The sequence below is a fragment of the Nonomuraea sp. NPDC050328 genome (genome assembly GCF_044459405.1).
Taxonomy (GTDB): domain Bacteria; phylum Actinomycetota; class Actinomycetes; order Streptosporangiales; family Streptosporangiaceae; genus Nonomuraea.
In genome coordinates this window covers 525,426-544,310 of sequence record NZ_JBITIW010000001.1, presented here as the reverse complement: position 1 = coordinate 544,310, position 18,885 = coordinate 525,426, and the positions used below count along the sequence as shown (strand labels likewise).

Here is an 18,885-nt window from a genome sequence, read left to right as displayed (position 1 = left end):
CGGCACAGCGTAAACAAGCGAGCGCTAGTTCACCAGCCGCCCGGGCTGAGCGTGGTCAGCTCACCAGGTGCGCATAGATGATGACGTTGTCCTCGTAGTGCCCGGTGGCCGGGTCGAACTCGCCGCCGCAGGTGATCAGCCGCAGCTCGGCCGCGTCGGCCGGGCCGTACACCTTCTGGGTGGGGAAGGCGTCCTTGTCCACCCGCTCCAGGCTGTCCACCGCGAACGTCGCGGTCGAGCCGTCGGCACGCGCGACCTCGATCGAGTCGCCCGGCTCCAGGGTGTGCGCCCGGTGGAAGACCGCGGGCTTGCCGTAGGCGTCCACGTGCCCGACCAGCACGGCCGCGCCCCGCTCGCCGGGGGTGGGCCGGTGCTTGTACCAGCCGACCAGGTCCGGCTCGCTCAGCGGCGGCACCTCGATCGTCTGGTCGGCGTTGAGCCCCACCGGGTCGATCGTCGCCGTCTTGACGCCGATCTTCGGGATGGAGATCGTGGCCGGCTCCGACTCGGGCAGCACCGCGGCCTCCTCGGTGAAGACCGCCGGCTCGGCCGCGGGACTGGCCGCCGCCACCGGCAGCTCGGCCGCGTGGGCCGGCTGGACGGGCGTGCCGCGCAGCGCCCCGGCCACCATCAGCAGCCCGCAGAAGACCAGCATCGCCGCGGCGACCTGGGTCAGTGTGCTCCTCATCTCGCTCCCCGTGGATGCCCCGAAAGGGGTACGGCTCGCGCGAGCCGTACCCCTTCCGAGTGAACTGCGGTGATCAGGCCTGCTCGGCCTTGCGGCGGCCGAACAGGGCCGAGCCGACGCCGCCGGCGATCAGCAGACCGCCGAGCGCCACGCCGGCCAGCGGGCTGCCGGACAGGCCGCCACCGGTGGCGGCGCCACCCTGCGGCGTGAGGGCGAGCGACTGGGCGACGACCTTCGGCTTGACGGTCAGCTTCTCGGCGTCGGAGGCGCCGTTGACGTAGACCTTGAACCAGTACGTGCCCGGCTTGACGCTGGTGGGCACGTAGAACTTCTTGCCGCCGACGCCGTGGCCGTTGAGCTTGACGGTGAAGTGCTTGCCGTTCGGGTCCACGATGGTGGCGGTGCCCTTGCCGACGTGCTTGGTGAGCACGAGGGCGGAGAACTTGCCGCCGGCGTTGACCTTGTTGGTGCTCAGGACCAGGTCGACCTGGGCCTTGGGGGCCGGCTTGACCACGGTCAGGGTCGCGGTGCCGGACTTGCCGGCCACCGTGGCGAGCACGGTGTAGCGGCCCGGCTTGACGCTCTTCGGCGCGGTCAGCTTGACGCGGGCGGTGCCGTAGGCGTCGAGCTTGGCGTAGTGCTTCTTGCCGCCCGGGTCCTTGACGGTGACCCAGGTGCCCGGCTTGACGTTCTTCGTGGTCACGCCGGCGTAGTAGCTCTGGCCGGGGTGGACGAAGGGCGGCTCCAGGCGCAGCGCGACGCTGGCGGCGGGGACCGGCGCGGCGACGACGGTGAGCGTGGCGGGCGCGCTGACCTGGCCCGAGGGCAGGACCGCGACGACCTTGCTCGCGCCCACGGCGGCGTCGGCGGGCACGTTGAGGACCGCGACGGCCTTGCCGTCCTTGACGGTGGCGGGGATCTCGCCGCCGGCCCACTTGACCTTCACCACGGTGCCGTCGGCGACGGCCTTGGTGGTGACGGAGGCGGTGGTGGACTTGCCCTGCACGACGGTGCTCGGGTCGAGCGTGACGCCGACGCCCACGATCGGGGTGGCGCTCTCGCCGACGGTGATGCTGCCGACGGCCTTGCCCCAGCGGCCGAAGTCGGCGCGGACCTCGGAGTAGCCGAGCTTGGCGTCCTTGGCGATGGTCACGGTGACCTGGCCGCGGCCGACGCCGTTGCCCTGGTCCTTCAGCGGGACGTGGTAGACGCGCTCGAAGGCGTCGCCGCTCAGGATGGCGGTGCCCTCGCGCAGGTCGCCGGCGACGTCCACGACGACCTGCTCGCCGCGGACGACCTTGTCCTTCATGCCGATGCGCGGCTCGATCGAGGCCTTCTCGGAGACCTTGAGGTCACGCGAGTCCTTGCCGTAGCGGCCGGCGTCGGCGCGCACCGCGAAGGTGCCGCTGTCGGCCTGGGCCGGGACGGTGAAGGTGTACTCGGCGACCGCGTAGCCGTCGCTGTCGCCCTTGGCCTGCACCGGCTTGGCGCCGAACAGGTCGGAGCTGAAGATGACGTCGCCGGCGCGGGAGTCCACGTGGGCGCGGACGGTGACCTGGTCGCCGGCCTTCGCCTCGTAGGTGCTCAGGCCGAGCTTGAGCTCCTTGGCGACGTGGGTGACCTTCAGGTCGGCCGAGGCCGAGGTGTAGCGGGTGGCCGCGGTGACCTTGAAGGTGCCGCTGTCGGCCTGGGCCGGGACGGTGAAGGTGTACTCCGCGAAGCCGCGGTCGGTGGCGACGGTCTTCGTGCCGAACAGGTCGGAGCTGAAGGTGACCGTGCTGGCGAAGCGGCTGGCGTGGGCGCGGACGGTGACCTGGTCGCCGGCCTTCGCCTCGTAGGTGCTCAGGCCGATCTTGACTGCGGCGTGGCGCTCCTCGGCCGCCTGCTCGGAGGGCTTGTTCTCCGGGGTCTGGCCGTTGCCGGGCTTGCCGGTCTCGGGCTTGGACGTCTCAGGGGCCTTGGTCTCGGGCGCCTTCTTCTCGGCCGTCTCCGGCTTGGGCGTCTCGGGGGTGACCGAGGTCTGAGGGTCGGCCGGGACCGGCTCGGCCAGGGCGGGACCCGCGGTGAGGACGGCCAGGCCCAGGGCTCCGGCTACCGCGAGGGACTTGTTGAAGCGCATGTTCTCCCAATCGACGAGAACGGCGCGGGGTTCGTTGAGACCCCCGATCTCGGGAACACGCCGTCTCGCGGGGGCCATCCTCTCTCACAAATCACACCTTTAACGGCCAAAACGGACATAAGGTCAAGTTTCTTTGCCGTTTCATTACCTTTAGGGCACAAAGTGATCTCGTGGGTGATATCTAACCACGCGTCCGGGTCTATCAAGCGCTTGCTAGGGGAAGCGCCCCGGGGTTACGCTGCGACGGCGAACGAGAACGTGTTCTCGCTGTCGACGGACCGATGAGGGAGCTGCGATGGGCACGCTCGGATTCTGGAGACTCGCACAGGCCGACCCCGAGTGGGTCGCCGCAGTGGATCCCGACGGCGTCGAGCACCGCGCGGGCGACCTGCTGGCCAGGGCCAACCGGCTCGTCCACGGGTTACGTGAGCTGGGCCTGCGGCCCGGCGACGGCTTCTGCGGGCTGGTGCCGAACGGGTCCGAGGGCCTGGTGCTCTACCTGGCCGCGCTGCAGGCCGGCTGGTACTACACCCCGGTCAACTGGCACCTGACCGGCCCCGAGATCGCCTACATCGTCGCCGACAGCGAGGCCAAGGCCTTCTTCGCCGACCAGCGCTTCGCCGCCGAGGCGGTCCGCGCGGCCGAGGTGATCGAGTCGCACCGGCGCTTCGCCTTCGGCGAGGTGCCGGGCTTCCGCCCGGCCGCCGAGCTCACCGCCGCCCAGCCCGCCACCTTGCCCGAGGACCGTACGGCAGGCGCGACCATGCACTACACCTCGGGCACCACCGGCAAGCCGAAGGGCGTGCGGCGCCGGCTCAGCGGCCTCGACCCCGACGACGGCGCCGAGCTGATGACCTTCCTGCTCTCGCTGTTCGGCATGACCCCCGGCAAGCCGAACGTGCACCTGGTGACCTCCCCCAACTACCACACCGCGGTCACCCAGTTCGGCGGCACCGCGCTGCACATGGGGCACACGCTGGTCTTCATGGACCGCTGGGAGGCCGAGGAGACGTTACGGCTGTGCGAGCGGCACCGGGTCACCAACTCGCACCTGGTCCCGACGCACTTCAAGCGGCTGCTCGCGCTGCCGCCTGCCGTACGGGACAAGTACGACCTGTCCTCGCTGCGCTGGATGATCCACGCGGCCGCCCCCTGTCCAGTGCCGGTGAAACAGGCGATGCTCGACTGGTGGGGCGACTGCGTCTACGAGTACTACGCGGCCACCGAGGGCGGCGGCACGCTGGCGACGCCGCAGGACTGGCGGGCGCACCCCGGCACGGTGGGCAAGGCGTGGCCGATCAGCGAGCTGCTCATCGTCGACGACGAACTGAAACCTGTTCCACCCGGCACCCCCGGCACTGTCTACATGAAGATGATGGGCGTCTCCTTCGAGTACAAGGGCGACGCGGCCAAGACCGAGGCCGGGCGGCTGGACGACTACTTCACCGTCGGCGACATCGGCTACCTCGACGAGGACGGCTTCCTGTTCCTCTGCGACCGCAAGGCGGACCTGATCATCTCCGGCGGGGCGAACATCTACCCGGCCGAGATCGAGAACGAGATCATGATCCACCCCAAGGTCGCCGACGTCGCCGTCTTCGGCGTGCCGGACGAGGAGTGGGGCGAGCAGATCAAGGCCGTCGTCGAGCCCGCGGCGGGCGTGGCCCCCGGGCCCGAGCTGGCCGCCGAGATCCTGGCCTCGCTGGACGGGCGGCTGGCCCGGATGAAGTGGCCGCGGACCATCGACTTCATCGCCGAGATGCCGCGCGAGCCCAACGGCAAGCTGCTCAAGCGCAAGCTGCGCGACCCCTACTGGGAGGGACACGGCCGTGCCATCTGAGGAGCCGCTGGTCGCCGAGCACGTCCTGGAGTTCCCCGGCGGCTACACCCGCAGCACCGGGCCGGTGATCGGGCGCTTCCTCACCGAGCTGCGCGAGCGGCGGCTGTACGGCGTGCGCACCCGCGAGGGCCGGGTGCTGGTGCCGCCGCTGGAGTACGACCCCGACACCGGCGAGGCGGTCACCGGCGACTGGACCGAGGTGGGACCCGCCGGAACGGTCACCGCCGCGTCCTGGGTCGCCGAGCCCCGCCCCGAGCATCCGCTCGACCGGCCCTTCGCCTGGGCGCTGATCAGGCTCGACGGCGCCGACACCGCCCTGGTGCACGCGCTCGACGCGGGCAGCCCCAAGGCGCTCAAGCCCGGCCTGCGGGTGCGGCCGGTCTGGCGCGAGCAGCGCACCGGCGACATCACCGACCTGGCGTGCTTCGTCCCCGAGGTCACGATGATCACCTCGGCGATCCCCGCGCGCTACCGCATCCGCGCGAGCGACTCGCTCACCCGCTTCCTGGAAGGCGTGCGCGACGGCTACTTCCTGGGCGCGCGCTGCGGCTCGTGCGCCAAGGTCTACGTGCCCTTCCGCACCTCCTGCCCGGAATGCGGTGTGGCCGTCGGCGAGGAGGTCCGCCTGCCGGACACCGGCACGATCACCACCTTCGCCATCAACAACCTGCCCGACCCGCGCGCCCCCGAGGTGCCGTTCGTCTCGGCCTACATCCTGCTCGACGGCGCCGACGTCCCGATGATCGCCCTGGTCGGCGGCCTGCCCGCGCACGAGGTACGGCAGGGCATGCGAGTGCGCGCCGAGTGGCTGCCGCCCGAGCAGCGCACCCTGTCGATGAGCAATGTCCGCTGGTTCGCCCCCACGGGCGAGGAAGACGTGGCCCTGTGATGCGAGAGGTAGCGATCGTCGCCTTCGCCCAGACCCGGCACACCCTCACCGACACCGGCCTGTCCGAGCCGGAGCTGCTGCTGCCGGTCCTCGACGAGGTGCGCGAGCGGACCGGGCTGCGGCGCTTCGGCTTCACCTGCTCCGGCTCCTGCGACTACCTGGCCGGGGCGCCCTTCTCCTTCGTCTCCGCGCTCGACGCGCTCGGCGCCTGGCCGCCGATCTCCGAGTCGCACGTCGAGATGGACGCCGCCTGGGCGCTGTACGAGGCGTGGGTCCGGCTGCAGCACGGCGACGTGGACACCGCCCTGGTCTACGGCTTCGGCAAGTCCACCCTCGGCGACCTGCGCTCGATCGCGACGCTCCAACTCGACCCCTACTACCTGGCCCCCCTCGGCCTCGACCAGCTCTCGCTCGCCGGGCTCCAGGCCGCCGCGCTCGGTGCGCCGCAGGCCGAGCTCGACGAGATCGTCCGGCGGAGCCGTACCGACGGGCTGGCCAACCCGCACGCGCCCGACCTGCCGCTGGAGGGCGACGCCCCACCGGTCACCGACGGCGCGGCGGCGGTCGTGCTGGCCGCCGGGGAGGCGGCCGGGGAGCTGTGCGCGCGGCCCGCCTACCTCACCGGCCTGGCGCACCGCATCGAACCGCACTACCTGGGCATGCGGGATCTCGCCCGGTCGGCCTCCGCCGCCGACGCCGCCCGCGCGGCGGGGGTCGGCAAGGGCCACGTGGACGTGGCCGAACTGCACGCCTGCTTCGCCCACGAGGAGCTCATCCTGCGCCGCGCGCTCGACCTGCCGCCCGAGACCGTGGTCAACCCGTCCGGCGGGCCGCTGGCGGCCAACCCGGTGATGGCCACCGGCCTCATCCGGCTCGGCGAGGCCGCGCGGCGCATCCACGACGGCGACGCCACCCGCGTGGTCGGCCACGCCGCCGGCGGCCCCTGCCTGCAGCACAACCTCGTCGCGGTGATGGAGGCCGGCCATGGGTGAGCGGTGCGCGGTGATCGGCGTCGGGCAGACGCGGTACACCACCAAACGCCAGGACGTCTCGATGCCCGGCCTGGTGCGCGAGGCCGCGCTGGCCGCGCTGGAGGACGCCGGGCTGACCTTCAAGGACATCGACGCGGTCGTCATCGGCAAGGCGCCCGACCTGTTCGAGGGCGTGATGATGCCCGAGGCGTTCCTGGCCGACGCGCTCGGCGCGGCGGGCAAGCCGATGATGCGCGTGCACACCGCCGGCAGCGTCGGCGGCTCGACCGCGCTGGTCGGCGCCTCGCTGATCCAGGCCGGCGTGCACGAGCGGGTGCTGGTGGTCGCCTACGAGAAGCAGTCGGAGTCCAACGCCACCTGGGCGCTGTCCACGCACCTGCCGTTCAACGCCTCACTGGTGGTGGGCGCGGGCGGCTACTTCGCCCCGCACATCCGCGAGTACATCCGGCGCAGCGGCGCGCCCGAGCACATCGGCACCCTGGTCGCGGTCAAGGACCGGCTGAACGCGCTGAAGAACCCCTACGCCCACCTGCGCATCCCGGGGATCAACCGGCAGATGGTCGAGTCGACGCCGATGCTCTGGGAGCCGATCCGCTACCTGGAGACCTGTCCGTCGAGCGACGGCGCCTGCGCGATGGTGCTGGCCGCCGAGACCAAGGTGACCGGCACCCCGGCCTGGGTCCACGGCGCGGCGATGCGCTCGGAGCCGATCTTCCGCGCCGGCCGCGACACGGTCAACCCGCAGGGCGGCAAGGACTGCGCGGCCGACGTCTACGCCCAGGCGGGCGTGAGCGACCCGCGCCGCGACCTCGACGTGGCCGAGGTGTACGTGCCCTTCTCCTGGTACGAGCCGATGTGGCTGGAGAACCTCGGCTTCGCCGCCGAGGGCGAGGGCTGGAAGCTGACCGAGTCGGGCGCGACCGCGCTCGACGGCGACATCCCGTGGAACGCCTCGGGCGGGGTGCTGTCCAGCAACCCGATCGGCGCCTCCGGCCTGATCCGGTTCGCCGAGGCGGCCCAGCAGGTGCGCGGGCAGGCGGGGGAGCACCAGGTGGACGGGGCACGGCTGGCGCTCGGCCACGCCTACGGCGGGGGCGCGCAGTTCTTCGCGATGTGGATCGTGGGGGGCAGGAAACCCTAGGCCCAAGGAGGAGCCGATGGAGTTCAACCACGCCGACCTGTTCGAGGGCCTGGCCGACACGATCGGCGACCGCGTGGCCGTGGTCTGCGGGACGGAGCGCCGGACCTACGCCGAACTCGACGCCGAGGCCAACCGGCTGGCGCACCACCTCCTGGCGCAGGGCGTCGGGCCGGGGCAGCACGTGGGGCTGCAGCTCTACAACGGCATCGAGTACATCGCCGGCATCCTGGCCGCGCTGAAGATCCGCGCGGTGCCGATCAACGTGAACTACCGCTACGTCGAGGCCGAGCTGAGCTACCTGTTCACCGACGCCGACCTGGTCGCGCTGCTCTACGACGCCGAGTTCGAGGAGCGGGTCTCCAAGGTCTCGGCGCCGCTGTTACGCCACCGGATCGTCGTCGGCGGCTCCTCCGCCACGGCCGTGCCGTACGGCGAGGCTCTGAAGGACCAGCCCTCGACCAGGGGCTTCCCCACCCGGTCCGGCCAGGACGTGTACATCATCTACACCGGCGGCACCACCGGCCTGCCCAAGGGCGCGATGTGGCACACCGAGGACCTGTTCATGGCCTTCGGCGGCGGCAACCCCTACGGCGAGCCGCGCGCCACCCCGCGAGAGGTGATCGACGAGGCGGTCAAGGCCACGCCGATGGTGATGATGGCGGCCCCGCCGCTGATGCACGGCGCGGCGCAGATGGCCACCTTCATCGCCTGGTGGATGGGCTCCACCATGGTCTACGTGCGCAAGTTCGACGCCGCCGAGGTCTGGCGCACGGTCGAGCGTGAGCGGGTGTTCACCATGAACATCACCGGCGACGCCATGGCCCGGCCGCTGGCCGAGGCACTGGCCGCCGGCTCCTACGACGTGTCGTCGTTGTTCGTGGTCAGCTCCACCGGGGCGATCCTGTCCGGCGCGGTGCGCGACCGGCTGCAGGAACTGCTGCCGAACGTGATGATCCTCGACAACTTCGGCTCGACCGAGTCGGGCTACACCGCCTCGGGCGTGGCTGGCTCCTCGCCGGAGAGCGGGCTGAAGTACCAGCCCAACTCGACCGCTCGGCTCGTGGTGCTCAACGAGAAGCTGGAACCGGTCGGGCCCGGCGAGATGGGCACCGTGGCCAAGTCGGGGCGGATCGCCTTCGGTTACTACAACGACCCGGCCAAGAGCGCGCAGACCTTCGTCACCGACCGCGACGGCACCCGCTGGCTGCTCACCGGCGACCTGGCCACCGTGCACGACGACGGCACGATCACCATCTACGGCCGGGGCTCGCAGTGCATCAACACCGGCGGGGAGAAGGTCTTCCCCGAGGAGGTCGAGGCCGTGCTCAAGGGCCATCCGGCGGTCTTCGACGCGGTGGTCACCGGGGTGCCGGACGAGACGTGGGGCACCAGGGTCGCCGCCGTCGTCGAGGCCAGGCCGGGCGCGGAACCCAGCGCGGCCGAGCTCGACGCGCACTGCCGGGAGCGGCTGTCCGGGTACAAGGTGCCGCGCAGCTACGCCTTCGTCCCCGAGATCGTCCGCTCGCCCGCGGGCAAGGCCGACTACCGCTGGGCGCGGAAGATCGTCGAAGCGTCAGCTCTTTGAGGCGGTGGCGAGGAAGGCGCCCATGCCCAGGTAGATGACGCCGCTGCCGATGTCGAGCCGGCGCCGGGCCCGCTGCGAGCTGCGCAGCCGCCCGGCCAGGCTGGACGACAACACCGCGAAGGCGCCGTCGGACAGCAGGCCGAGCCCGACCCAGAGCCCGCCGAAGACCAGCACCTGCGGCAGGATCGGCTCGGTGGTCGAGACGAACTGCGGCAGGAAGGCCAGGAAGAACAGGGCGGTCTTCGGGTTGAGCACGTTGACCACGAAGCCCTCCCAGAACAACCGCCGCTTGGAGTAGACCCGCAGCTCCGGGGTCTCGCCCGCGTCCTTGCGCAGCAGCGTGCGGACGCCGAGGTAGAGGAGGTAGGCGACGCCGAGGATCTTCACCACGGTGAAGGCGGTCGCCGAGGCGGCCAGGACCGCGCTGATGCCGAGCGCGGCGGCCACGATGTGCACCAGCGAACCGGCGTGCACGCCGGCCACCGAGACCAGCCCGGCCACCCTGCCCTGCGTCACGCTCCTGGTCACGATGTAGACCACCGCGGGGCCGGGCACCAGCAGGATGCCCATCGTCATGGCGCTGAACAGCAGCAGGGTCGCGAAGTCCGGCATGCTCTCATGCTAGGGAGCCCGTCAACGGGTTATCGGCGGCCAGCGCCTCCAGCAGGGCGAGGGTGCCGGGCTGGTCGGGCGGCTCGCCGTACACCGCGGCCATGACGTGCCGGGTGGAGCCGGGTATGGCGGCGATGCCGACCTCCGGGTTGCGGTGCGCGCGCAGCGCCAGGCCGGGCAGCACGGTGACGCCCATGCCCGCGGCCACCAGCGCCTGCACCGCCACGATGTCGTCGCTGGTGAAGGAGATCGACGGCTCGAACCCGGCCTGCTCGCACAGGTCGAGCAGGTGGCTGCGGCAGCGGTCGCAGCCGGCGATCCAGGAGGCGCCGGCGTGCCGGGCCAGGTCCCCGGAGACCTCCAGGTCGGGGGAGACGAGGTAGCTGGGGTCGTCGAGGAGCGGGATGAGCCGCAGGTCGCCCGCCTCGGGCGCGGTGTCGTCGTAGCGGAAGATCACCGCGACGTCGACGCGGCCGGCTCTGAGCAGGCGCAGCGCCTCGGGCGGTTCGGTCTCGGTGAGTTCGAGGCGCAGGCCGGGGTGGGCGGTGGCCAGGCGGCGGGCGGCCTGCGGGACGAAGGTGCCCAGCGCGGAGGGGAAGGCGGCCAGCCGTACGCGGCCGGAGCGCAGGCCCACGTGCGCGGCGAGCTCCTCGGAGGCGGCGTCGAGGCGGGCGATGATCTCCGCGGCGCGCTCGGCGAGCAGGCGGCCGGCCTCGGTGAGCCGGATCCCGCGCCCGGCTCGCTGCACCAGCTTGGCCCCGGTCTCGGCCTCCAGCCTGGACAGGTGGTGGCTGACCGAGGGCTGGGAGTAGTGCAGGTCGCGGGCGGCGGCCGTGACCGAGCCGCGCCGGGCGACGGCGAGCAGGACGCGGAGCCGGATCACATCAAGCACATCTATATATAACCCCAAATACTTCTGTTGGACCTATGGGTGCGGCGCAGGGCACTGTAGGAGGGGAAGGAGAGTTGGCTCCATTCCCTAGGGGGAAACTATGAAAACCCTCGTGCGTCCCGGCCTCGACCACCTGGTCGACGGCATCCGCGAGATCGTCGCCCTCGGGCGGCCCCGGCGGGAGACCGCCTTCGCCGTGGCCGACCACCTGCGCGCCCACCTGCCCACGCCGGAGATCCTGACCGAGGACGAGCGGCAGGGGCGGGCCGACAGCTACCACTCCTTCCCGCTGCACACCGAGACGGACTTCTCCGTCGTCGCCGTCGTCTGGCGGCCGGGACAGGGCACCGTGATCCACGACCACCTGTCGTGGTGCGCCTTCGGCGTGCTCAGCGGCAACGAGCACGAGACGCTCTACCGCGACCACGGCGACCACCTGGAGGAGATCGGCCGGGCCGACAACCGGCCTGGCGACGTCAGCGGCTTCGCGCCGCCCGGCGACATCCACTCGGTGCTCAACACCAGCGACGAGATCGGGATCTCCATCCACGTCTACGGCGCGGACGTCAGCGCCACCGGCAGCAGCGTGCGCCGCGTCTACGACCTGCCCGTCCGCTGAGCCTCGACGCGGCGGCCGATCCGGTCCACGTCGCCGCGCTCGCCCGGCGCCAGCGGCGCGCCGACCGACTCCCGCAGCGCGCCGGCCTCCGCCAGCAGGCGGGCCGCCCGCTCGGTCTCCCCGGCCAGGGACCACGCCCCGGCCAGCCCTTCCTTCGCGAGGGCCACGGCTCGCGGATCGTTCGTCGCCTCGGCCGCGGCCAGGCCCTTGAGCTGCAGCTCCAGCGCCTGCTCGGCGTCCTCGCGCAGTTCGGCGACGAAACCCAGCTCGGCGAGGACGAACGCGGTGCCGGCCGTACCCCTGACCTGGTCGAGCCAGCCCAGCCACCGCCGCAGCCGCGTCTCCGCCTCGTCCAGCCGCCCCTGCCGCCGGGCCACCAGGCCGAGGCCGACCTCGGCGAACTCCAGCGCCGAGGCGTAGGACTGCTCGGTCGCCAGCCGCAACGCCCGCTCGTGCAGCTCGCGGGCCTTCGCGTACTCGCCGGTCAGCAGGGCGATCCGGCCCAGCCCGGCCAGCTTGAACGAGACGGTCGGCCACAACCCCAGCTCCTCCGCGTGCCGCAGCCCCTCCTCGCGCAGCTCCCAGGCCCTGGCGTAGTCCCCGGCGATCTCGGCCGGCATGCTCAGCGCGTCGGCCGCCTCCGCCTGCCCCCACCGGTCGCCCAGCTCGCGGAAGAGCGCCCGGCTCCGCTCCCCGTCGGTACGGCAGGCGCCCAGATCCCCCCGCGCCAGCGCCAGCCTGGCCCGGGTGGAGAGCGCCGCGGCCTCCGTCCAGGTGTCACCCGCCGCTCGAGCCCGCGCCAGCACGTCCTCCACCCGGCGCAGGGTGGCGGTGAAGTCGCCGTAGGCCCACCGCACGTGCTCGACGAACCAGGCGGCCCGCGGCTCGGCGGTGGCCGCCTCGGCTCCGGGCGCGCCCAGCGCGACCGACAGGCCCATCAGCCACGCCGGGTCCCCGCCGGAAGCGGCCAGCGCGTCGCGGCCCTCGACCAGCCGGCCCCGCAGGTGCCGGTACCACGCCAGCGCGTCGGCCAGCCGCCGGTCACGCACCAGCCGCAGGTTCGCCGCCTCCGCGTCCAGCCGCGCCAGCCACTCGCGCTGGTTCGGCCCGCGCAGCTCCGGCTCGGCCGTGACGGCGAGGCGGACGAAGTAGTCGTGGTGCCGCGCCCTGACCTTCTCCTCCTCGCCGGAGGCGGCCAGCTTCTCCCGTGCGTAGGCGGCGATCGACTCCAGCAGCAGGTAACGCGGCCCGGGCGCGACGCTCACCAGGGAACGCTCGACCAGCCTGGCGACCTGCTCGGCGCTCGCGCCCACCGCCTCGGCCGCCTCCAGGGTGCAGCCCCCGGCGAACACCGCCAGCCGGCGCAACGCGGCGCGCTCCGGCTCGGCCAGCAGGTCCCAGCTCCAGTCGATCACCGCCCGCAACGTGCGCTGGCGGCCCGGCAGCCCGCGGATCTCCGGAGCCAGCGTGGCGAACCGGTCGTCGAGCCGCCTGGCCAGCTCCGCCACCCCCAGCGCGCGCACCCTCGTCGCGGCCAGTTCGAGGGCCAGCGGCAGCCCGTCGAGCCGGCGGCAGATCTCGCTCACCTCCGGGCCGGGGCCGACGTTGGCCCGCGTGGAGAACAGCTCCACCGCGGCCTGCTCGGTGAGCGGAGGCAGGTCCACCAGCCGCTCGCCGGGCAGGCCGAGCGGCTGACGGCTGGTGGCCAGGACGCGCAGGCCGGGCGCGGCGCCGAGCAGCGTTCCCGCCAGCTCGGCCGCCTCCTCGATCACCTGCTCGCAGTTGTCCAGCACGAGCAGCAGCTCCTTGCCGCGCACCGCCTCGGTCAGCGGGATGTCGTCGCGGATGCCGAGGGCGGCCGAGACCGCGCGGGCCAGGTCGGCGGCCTCGCGGGCGGAGGCCAGCTCGACCAGCCAGACGCCGTCCGCCGCGCCGCCCGGCGGCAGGCCGGAGGCGGCGGCGAGCGCCAGCCGGGTCTTGCCCACGCCGCCGGGGCCGGTGACGGTGACCAGGCGGTCGCCGGCCAGCAGGGCCTGGACCCTGGCGACCGCCTCCGCCCGGCCGATCAGCGGGGTGAGCGGCGTGCTGAGGTTGGTGCGGGCGGGCTCGTGGCGGAGCATCTGCTGATGCAGCTCGGCCAGTTCGGGGCCGGGGTCGGTGCCGAGCTCGTCGGCCAGCCGTACCCGGAGGGACTCGAAGGCGGTGAGCGCCTCGTGCCGGCGGCCGGCACGGTAGAGCGCCTTGAGGTGCGCGGCCTGCAGCCGCTCGCGGAAGGGGTGCAGCTCGGCCAGGTCGCCGAGCTCCACCGGCTCGCCGAGGGCCAGCCGTACCTCGGCCTGTTCCTCGACCAGGGTCAGCCGCAGCTCCTCCAGCCGGGCGGCGAAGGGCGCGGCGAAGTCGAAGTCGGGCAGCACCGGGCCACGCCACAGCGCCAGCGCGTCGGCCAGCAGCCCGGCCCGGGTGGTCAGGTCGGCGGCCGAGCGCGCCTGCCGGGCCAGCCGCTCGAACTCGGTGCTGTCGAGCCACTCGGCGGCCACCCGGTAGCCGCCCGGCTCCCGGACCACCAGCTCGCGAGCGCCCAGCGCGCCCCGGAGCTGAGAGATGCGGGCCTGGAGCACCGAGGTGGCGTTGCGCGGCGGCTCGTCGCCCCACAGGTCCTCGATCAGCATCCCGGCGGGCACCGGCCGCGGCGCGTGCACGAGCAGGTCGGCCAGCAGGGCCCGGACCTTCGCGTCGGGGACGGCGAGCGGACGCCCCTCGGCCGTCCACACCGTCAACGCACCGAGCACCCCGAACCGCACCTCACCAGGCTAGCCGTAGGAAACCCGTAGCCCGTTCCTGGAGAGTCGCAGCATGACGAAGAAAGTGACGATCGCCGGTCTGGGCGCGATGGGTTCGACGATGGCCGCGGTCTACCTCGACCGGGGTTACGAGGTGTCGGTCTGGAACCGTACGGCGAGCAAGACCGAGCCGCTGGTGGCCAAGGGCGCCAAGGCGGCCGATTCGGCCGCCACCGGCGAGCTGATCGTGCTCAGCCAGGTGGACTACCAGTCGATGTACGACAGCCTGGGTGAGGCCGACCTGACCGGCAAGGTGCTGGTGAACCTGAGCTCGGACACCCCCGAGACGTTGCGCCGCGCGGCCGGCTGGGTGCGCGAGCGCGGCGGTGAGCTGATCACCGGCGGCATCATGGTCCCGCCGCAGGGCATCGGCCTGCCCGGCGCCTACGCCTTCTACAGCGGCCCCGAGCACCTCGTCGAGCAGCACCGGGCGGCGCTGGAGGAGCTGGGCGCGGTCAAGTTCATGGGGGAGGACCCCGGTCTGGCGATGGCCTACTACACGGCCAGCCTGCACATGTTCTTCTCCATCCTGGCCGCCTTCGCGCACGGCGCCGCGCTCGTGGGGGACATCCGCGCCTTCCTGCCCTTCGCCCAGGAGACCGCCACCGAGCTGGGCGGCGACGGCCCGATGGGCTATTTCAAGATCTTCGCCGACGAGATCGAGAAGGGCGTCTACCCGGGCGAGTTCAACAACATGCACATGATGGCCGTGAGCATGGAGCACATCGTCCAGGCCAGCAAGGACGCCGGCCTGGACCTGGCCACCCCGGCGGCGCTGAGCGACCTGATGAACCGCACCGTCGAGGCCGGTTACGCCGCGGACGGCCTGTCCAGCATCTACGAGGTGATCCGGCCGCGCAGCAGCTCCAGCACCATCGCGTGAACCTGCTCGATCGGGCGGTCGGGATGCAGCACCGACCGCTCGATCGACACGGTCAGCACCATGCCGAACAAGCCGGTCGCCGCCGTCTCCACCTGGCCCTCGGGCAGCTTGTCCCGCAGCTCGCGCACGTACACCCCGATCGCCTCGGCCCGCAGCCGGGCGATCGCCTCCTGCCAGGCCGACTGCCACATCTGGCCGAGCAGCACCCGGGCGAACGGGCCGTAGTCGGCGAAGAACCGGAGCTGCGCCATCACGGCGCCCTCCAGGTTCTCGGCCGCCGCCATCTCAGTGGCCAGCAGGCCGATGCCGTAGTCGAGGAGCTGCGCGAACAGCGCCTCCTTGCTGCCGAAGTTGTAGAAGACGGTGCCCTTGGCCACCCCCGCCCGCTCGGCGATGGCCTCGACGGTCGTGGCGTTGTAGCCCTGCTCGGCGATCAGGTCGATGGCCGCGGCGAACACCTTCAGCCGCGTCTCGGCCCGGCTCACAGAGCCAGCTCCGGATGCAGGCGCTTGAGCGACCAGGTGCGGCCCTTGTGCACGGCCAGGACCGTGAGCGCCAGGCCGAGGGCGAGGAAGGCGGAGAGCACCCCGCAAGCCTGCCACACCACGGTCAGCTCGCCGCCGCTGATCAACCGGCGCAGCGCGGCCACCAGCCAGCTCATCGGCAGCCACGGCGAGATGGTCTGGAAGAACCCGGGCGAGGTCTCGATCGGGTAGGTGCCCGCCGCCGAGGTGAGCTGCAACATCAGCAGCGCCAGCGCGGCCACCCGGCCGGGCGGCCCGAGCAGCGCGTTGACCGCCTGGACCAGCGCCAGGAAGGCCGCCGTCGCCAGCAGCAGGATGCCCACCACGCCCCACCAGTGCGCCGCCTCCAGCCCCAGCGCGAACTTCAGCACCGCGACCAGCACGCCGACCTGCGCGAACCCGAGCGCCACCGCCGGCGCCCAGCCCGCCAGCGCCACCCGGAGCGCCCCCGCGGTACCGGCCAGCAGCCGCGGGTTGAGCGGGCGCAGCACCATGTAGGCGATCATCGCGCCGACCCACAGCGCCAGCGGCACGAAGAACGGCGCGAACCCGGTGCCGTAGTTCGGCACCTCGTTCCGCACCGACTTGGCCAGCCGGACCGGGTCGCTCATCGTCTCGGTACGGCTGTCGCGCTCGGCCTGGTCGTAGTCGGGGATCTGCCCGGCACCGTCGCCGAGCCCCTCGGCCAGCTCCTTCGAGCCGCCGGCCAGCTTGTCCAGCCCCTTGTCGAGGCTGCTCGCGCCGTCGCCCAGCTTGCCCAGGCCGCCGCTCAGCTTGCCCACGCCGTCACCGAGCTGGTCGAGCCCGCCGGCCAGCTTGGCCGCCCCGGCCACCACCTTGCCCGCGCCCGCCTCCAGCTTGCCCGCCGCGGCGCCCACCTCGCCGACCTTGCCGTGCACGGTCGCCGCGCCCTCGGCCAGCTTGCCGAGCCCGTCGTCCAGGGTGTTGTACTGCTCGCGCAGCCCGTCCAGCTTGGGGCCGAGCTCCGGCGCGACCGCGGCGATGCGCCGGGCCTGCCGGGCCAGGTCCCGGGCGGCGGCGGGCAGGTCGCCCGAGCCGCTCAGCCGTTCCTCCAGCCTGGCGGCCTTGGCGGCGGCCCGCTCGGCCGAGTTCGCCGCGTCCCGCAGTAGGGACCGCACCTGCGGATCGGTCTCCGGGCCCAGCCCGTCCAGCGCGGCCCGGGCCGACTGCGCGGCCTCCTGGGCGCTGCCGCCCGCCTCGGCCGCCAGCCCGTCGAGCCCCGCCGCCAGCCGGTCGGCCAGCTCGGCCACCTGCTCGGCCGACTCGGCCACCTGCGGGCCGTACTCGTTGAGGACCGGCACGTACTTGTCGGCGAGCTGGTTGACCTTGCCGCGCTGCGCGTGCACCTGCTCGTAGGCCTGACTGGTACCCGCCGCGAGCGCCCCCGTGCCCTCGCGGCGGAGCTTGTTGACGCCCTGCTCCAGCTCACCCAGCTTGTCCTGGAGCGTGGACAGTCCGCTGGTGAGCTGGCCGGCGCCGTTCTGCAGCTTGTTCACCCCGCTGGACAACTGCGCCGTCGCGCTGCTGGCCGACGCCAGGCCGACCTGCAGCCGGCCCGCGCCCTCCCCGGCCTTCACCGTGCCGTCCTGCAGCTTGCGCGCCCCGTCCGCCGCCTCCACGGTCTTGTCGTGGATGTCGCCGATGGAGATGAACACCTCGTCGAAGTAGCCCTGGATCGCCGTCCTGGCCGCCGCCGCGCGCACCTCGTTGAACACCGCGTCGGAGATCGACCCCATGATGTACGACCGGCCGGTGTCCACCGTCACCCCCAGCGACGCCGGGACCGCCCTGTCCGTGGACGGCGACTCCAGGCGGCTGCTGAAGTCCGCCGGGATGGTCAGGGACAGGTAGAAGCTGCCGTCCCTGACCCCGTCGGCCGCCTGCCGCGCGCTCACCTCGTGCCAGCCCAGCACCTCGCGCTCGCGCAACTCCTCGGCCAGCTCCTTGCCGTACTTGCCGGTGTCCTCCGTCACCAGCGCCACCGGCAGCCGGTCGAGATGATCCTGCGGATCCCAGAACGACCACAGGTACAGGCCCGCGTACAGCAGGGGCAGCAACACCACCGCCGCCAGCGCCAGCCGCGTGATCCGCGCCCGGGTGAACCTGCGCAGCTCCCTCATGACAACTCCACCACCTGATCGGCCACACCCGCGACCTGCACACACGACACGACGACCATCAGGCCGCCTGCTCGAACCAGCCCTCCGCGGGCCCCCCGCTCGTCTTCGCCGGGATCTCCCATTTCGGAGGCGGCCCCCTTGGCCACCCCTCGAGCCTTGGGGACGACACCGTGGACCTCGGGGGCCACTCCGCGGGCTGCCGGCCCGTCTCCCGGCGCTGCCGCCGATCGTCCCCCTGAGGCCAGTTCCGTCAGCAGGGCCCACACCGCGGCCCGCCCACTCTCCGGCAGCCCCACGTCCACGTTGTCAGCCACGATCACCTTCGGCCGATCGAGCAAGGCCAGCGCCAATCCGAGGCGCACCTGCCCCTCCCGATCCAGCTCCCCGACCGGCGTACGGTCACCCGCCGTGAACCCCACCCGCTCCAACACCTGCTGGTACGGCTGCCGCCCCCGCTCCCGCAGATGCTCCCGAACCGTCAACCGCCGATCGAAGTCGGTGACCCCGTCCACCAGCGCCAGCGCCGCCACCTTCCGGATCGCCCGCCGCCGCTCCACCCCGGCCACCGACAACTGACCCGCCGACGGCTTCATCCGCCCGGCCAGCGTCAGCAACAGACTCGTCCGCCCACTCCCACCCGGCCCCACCACCGCGGTGAGACTCCCGGGCTCCGCAACGAACGAGACCCCCTCATACACCCCAGCCACCGCCAGGTCTTTCGCGACGATCACTCCGCGCACTCCTTTGAACTGACCGGTCAGTACAAAAGATAGCGCATAGGACACCACCGCTTCCCCGCCACCCCCTCCCAGGCGCCCGCCGCCGACGCCCCTGATCTCAGGGACGCCTCCCGACGGCCTTGGGGAACCACGGCCCGCGCCTGCGCCTGGGGGACCTCAGGCCACGGACCCCTACCTCCGTACGAGGCCTCAGCCTCCGTCTCGAGCCGGGGGCCAAATCTCGCCTCCGACCCGGGCCGCCCGTGCCGTCACCGCTGACCGACCCCCCAAAGGCCCCGCCGCCCCGGAAACAGCGAAACCCCCGGGGTCCGGGGCCGGAAGGCCTCGGCGGGGGTGTGGGGGGCTCGGCCCCCCACCGAGGGGAGCCCGAGCTCAAACGC

The 18,885-nt window shown here is 72.6% G+C and carries 15 protein-coding genes; 7 read left to right on the top strand and 8 right to left on the bottom strand.

Annotation, left to right across the window (positions count from 1 at the left end):
• Window positions 1–55 precede the first annotated feature (55 nt).
• Window positions 56–688: a class F sortase gene (locus ACIBG7_RS02460; RefSeq protein ID WP_357916986.1), complete on the bottom strand. Its 633-nt coding sequence runs from the start codon at window positions 686–688 to the stop codon at window positions 56–58.
• A 73-nt stretch (window positions 689–761) separates the two neighbouring features.
• Window positions 762–2,807: a hypothetical protein gene (locus ACIBG7_RS02455; protein ID WP_397334926.1), complete on the bottom strand. Its 2,046-nt coding sequence runs from the start codon at window positions 2,805–2,807 to the stop codon at window positions 762–764.
• A 295-nt stretch (window positions 2,808–3,102) separates the two neighbouring features.
• On the opposite strand from ACIBG7_RS02455, the gene ACIBG7_RS02450 reads away from it, so the two are divergent.
• Genes ACIBG7_RS02450 through ACIBG7_RS02430 form a run of 5 tightly spaced genes read left to right on the top strand, consistent with a single transcriptional unit; the run spans window position 3,103 to window position 9,254 of the window.
• The gene (locus ACIBG7_RS02450) at window positions 3,103–4,647 is read left to right on the top strand and encodes an acyl-CoA synthetase (RefSeq protein ID WP_397334925.1); all 1,545 of its coding nucleotides are present in this window, start codon (window positions 3,103–3,105) and stop codon (window positions 4,645–4,647) included.
• Window positions 4,637–5,536 carry an OB-fold domain-containing protein gene (locus ACIBG7_RS02445; RefSeq protein ID WP_357916995.1) on the top strand — a complete coding sequence of 300 codons (900 nt, stop codon included), beginning with the start codon at window positions 4,637–4,639 and terminating at the stop codon, window positions 5,534–5,536. Before ACIBG7_RS02450 ends, ACIBG7_RS02445 begins: the two co-directional genes overlap by 11 nt.
• A complete protein-coding gene (locus ACIBG7_RS02440) occupies window positions 5,536–6,528 on the top strand; it encodes a lipid-transfer protein (RefSeq protein WP_397334924.1) in 993 nt (330 codons plus the stop codon). The genes ACIBG7_RS02445 and ACIBG7_RS02440 overlap by 1 nt, the downstream gene beginning before the upstream one ends.
• The gene (locus ACIBG7_RS02435; RefSeq protein ID WP_357917001.1) at window positions 6,521–7,669 is read left to right on the top strand and encodes a thiolase domain-containing protein; all 1,149 of its coding nucleotides are present in this window, start codon (window positions 6,521–6,523) and stop codon (window positions 7,667–7,669) included. Before ACIBG7_RS02440 ends, ACIBG7_RS02435 begins: the two co-directional genes overlap by 8 nt.
• A 16-nt stretch (window positions 7,670–7,685) precedes the next feature.
• A complete protein-coding gene (locus ACIBG7_RS02430; protein ID WP_397334923.1) occupies window positions 7,686–9,254 on the top strand; it encodes an acyl-CoA synthetase in 1,569 nt (522 codons plus the stop codon).
• On the opposite strand, the gene ACIBG7_RS02425 is transcribed toward ACIBG7_RS02430, so the two are convergent.
• Both ACIBG7_RS02425 and ACIBG7_RS02420 read right to left on the bottom strand, forming a co-directional pair.
• Window positions 9,243–9,866, bottom strand: coding sequence for a LysE family translocator (locus ACIBG7_RS02425; RefSeq protein WP_397334921.1), 624 nt, complete (start codon window positions 9,864–9,866; stop codon window positions 9,243–9,245). The genes ACIBG7_RS02430 and ACIBG7_RS02425 overlap by 12 nt on opposite strands.
• 4 nt (window positions 9,867–9,870) lie before the next feature.
• On the bottom strand, window positions 9,871–10,758 hold the full coding sequence (locus tag ACIBG7_RS02420) for a LysR family transcriptional regulator (RefSeq protein ID WP_357917007.1): 888 nt from the start codon (window positions 10,756–10,758) through the stop codon (window positions 9,871–9,873).
• A gap of 100 nt (window positions 10,759–10,858) precedes the next feature.
• On the opposite strand from ACIBG7_RS02420, the gene ACIBG7_RS02415 reads away from it, so the two are divergent.
• Entirely contained in the window at window positions 10,859–11,377 is a 519-nt protein-coding gene (locus tag ACIBG7_RS02415; RefSeq protein WP_357917009.1) for a cysteine dioxygenase family protein, read from the top strand.
• On the opposite strand, the gene ACIBG7_RS02410 is transcribed toward ACIBG7_RS02415, so the two are convergent.
• Entirely contained in the window at window positions 11,356–14,178 is a 2,823-nt protein-coding gene (locus ACIBG7_RS02410; protein WP_397334920.1) for a BTAD domain-containing putative transcriptional regulator, read from the bottom strand. The two genes, ACIBG7_RS02415 and ACIBG7_RS02410, sit on opposite strands and share 22 nt — an antisense overlap.
• A gap of 52 nt (window positions 14,179–14,230) precedes the next feature.
• Here ACIBG7_RS02410 and ACIBG7_RS02405 point away from each other — a divergent pair, with 52 nt between their 5' ends.
• The gene (locus ACIBG7_RS02405; protein WP_357917014.1) at window positions 14,231–15,100 is read left to right on the top strand and encodes an NAD(P)-binding domain-containing protein; all 870 of its coding nucleotides are present in this window, start codon (window positions 14,231–14,233) and stop codon (window positions 15,098–15,100) included.
• Here ACIBG7_RS02405 and ACIBG7_RS02400 read toward each other — a convergent pair.
• Genes ACIBG7_RS02400 through ACIBG7_RS02390 form a run of 3 tightly spaced genes read right to left on the bottom strand, consistent with a single transcriptional unit; the run spans window position 15,055 to window position 18,496 of the window.
• On the bottom strand, window positions 15,055–15,585 hold the full coding sequence (locus tag ACIBG7_RS02400; RefSeq protein ID WP_357917017.1) for a helix-turn-helix domain-containing protein: 531 nt from the start codon (window positions 15,583–15,585) through the stop codon (window positions 15,055–15,057). The genes ACIBG7_RS02405 and ACIBG7_RS02400 overlap by 46 nt on opposite strands.
• Window positions 15,582–17,765 carry a YhgE/Pip family protein gene (locus tag ACIBG7_RS02395; protein ID WP_397334919.1) on the bottom strand — a complete coding sequence of 728 codons (2,184 nt, stop codon included), beginning with the start codon at window positions 17,763–17,765 and terminating at the stop codon, window positions 15,582–15,584. Before ACIBG7_RS02395 ends, ACIBG7_RS02400 begins: the two co-directional genes overlap by 4 nt.
• Window positions 17,762–18,496 carry an ATP-binding cassette domain-containing protein gene (locus ACIBG7_RS02390; RefSeq protein WP_397334918.1) on the bottom strand — a complete coding sequence of 245 codons (735 nt, stop codon included), beginning with the start codon at window positions 18,494–18,496 and terminating at the stop codon, window positions 17,762–17,764. The genes ACIBG7_RS02395 and ACIBG7_RS02390 overlap by 4 nt, the downstream gene beginning before the upstream one ends.
• Window positions 18,497–18,885 lie beyond the last annotated feature (389 nt).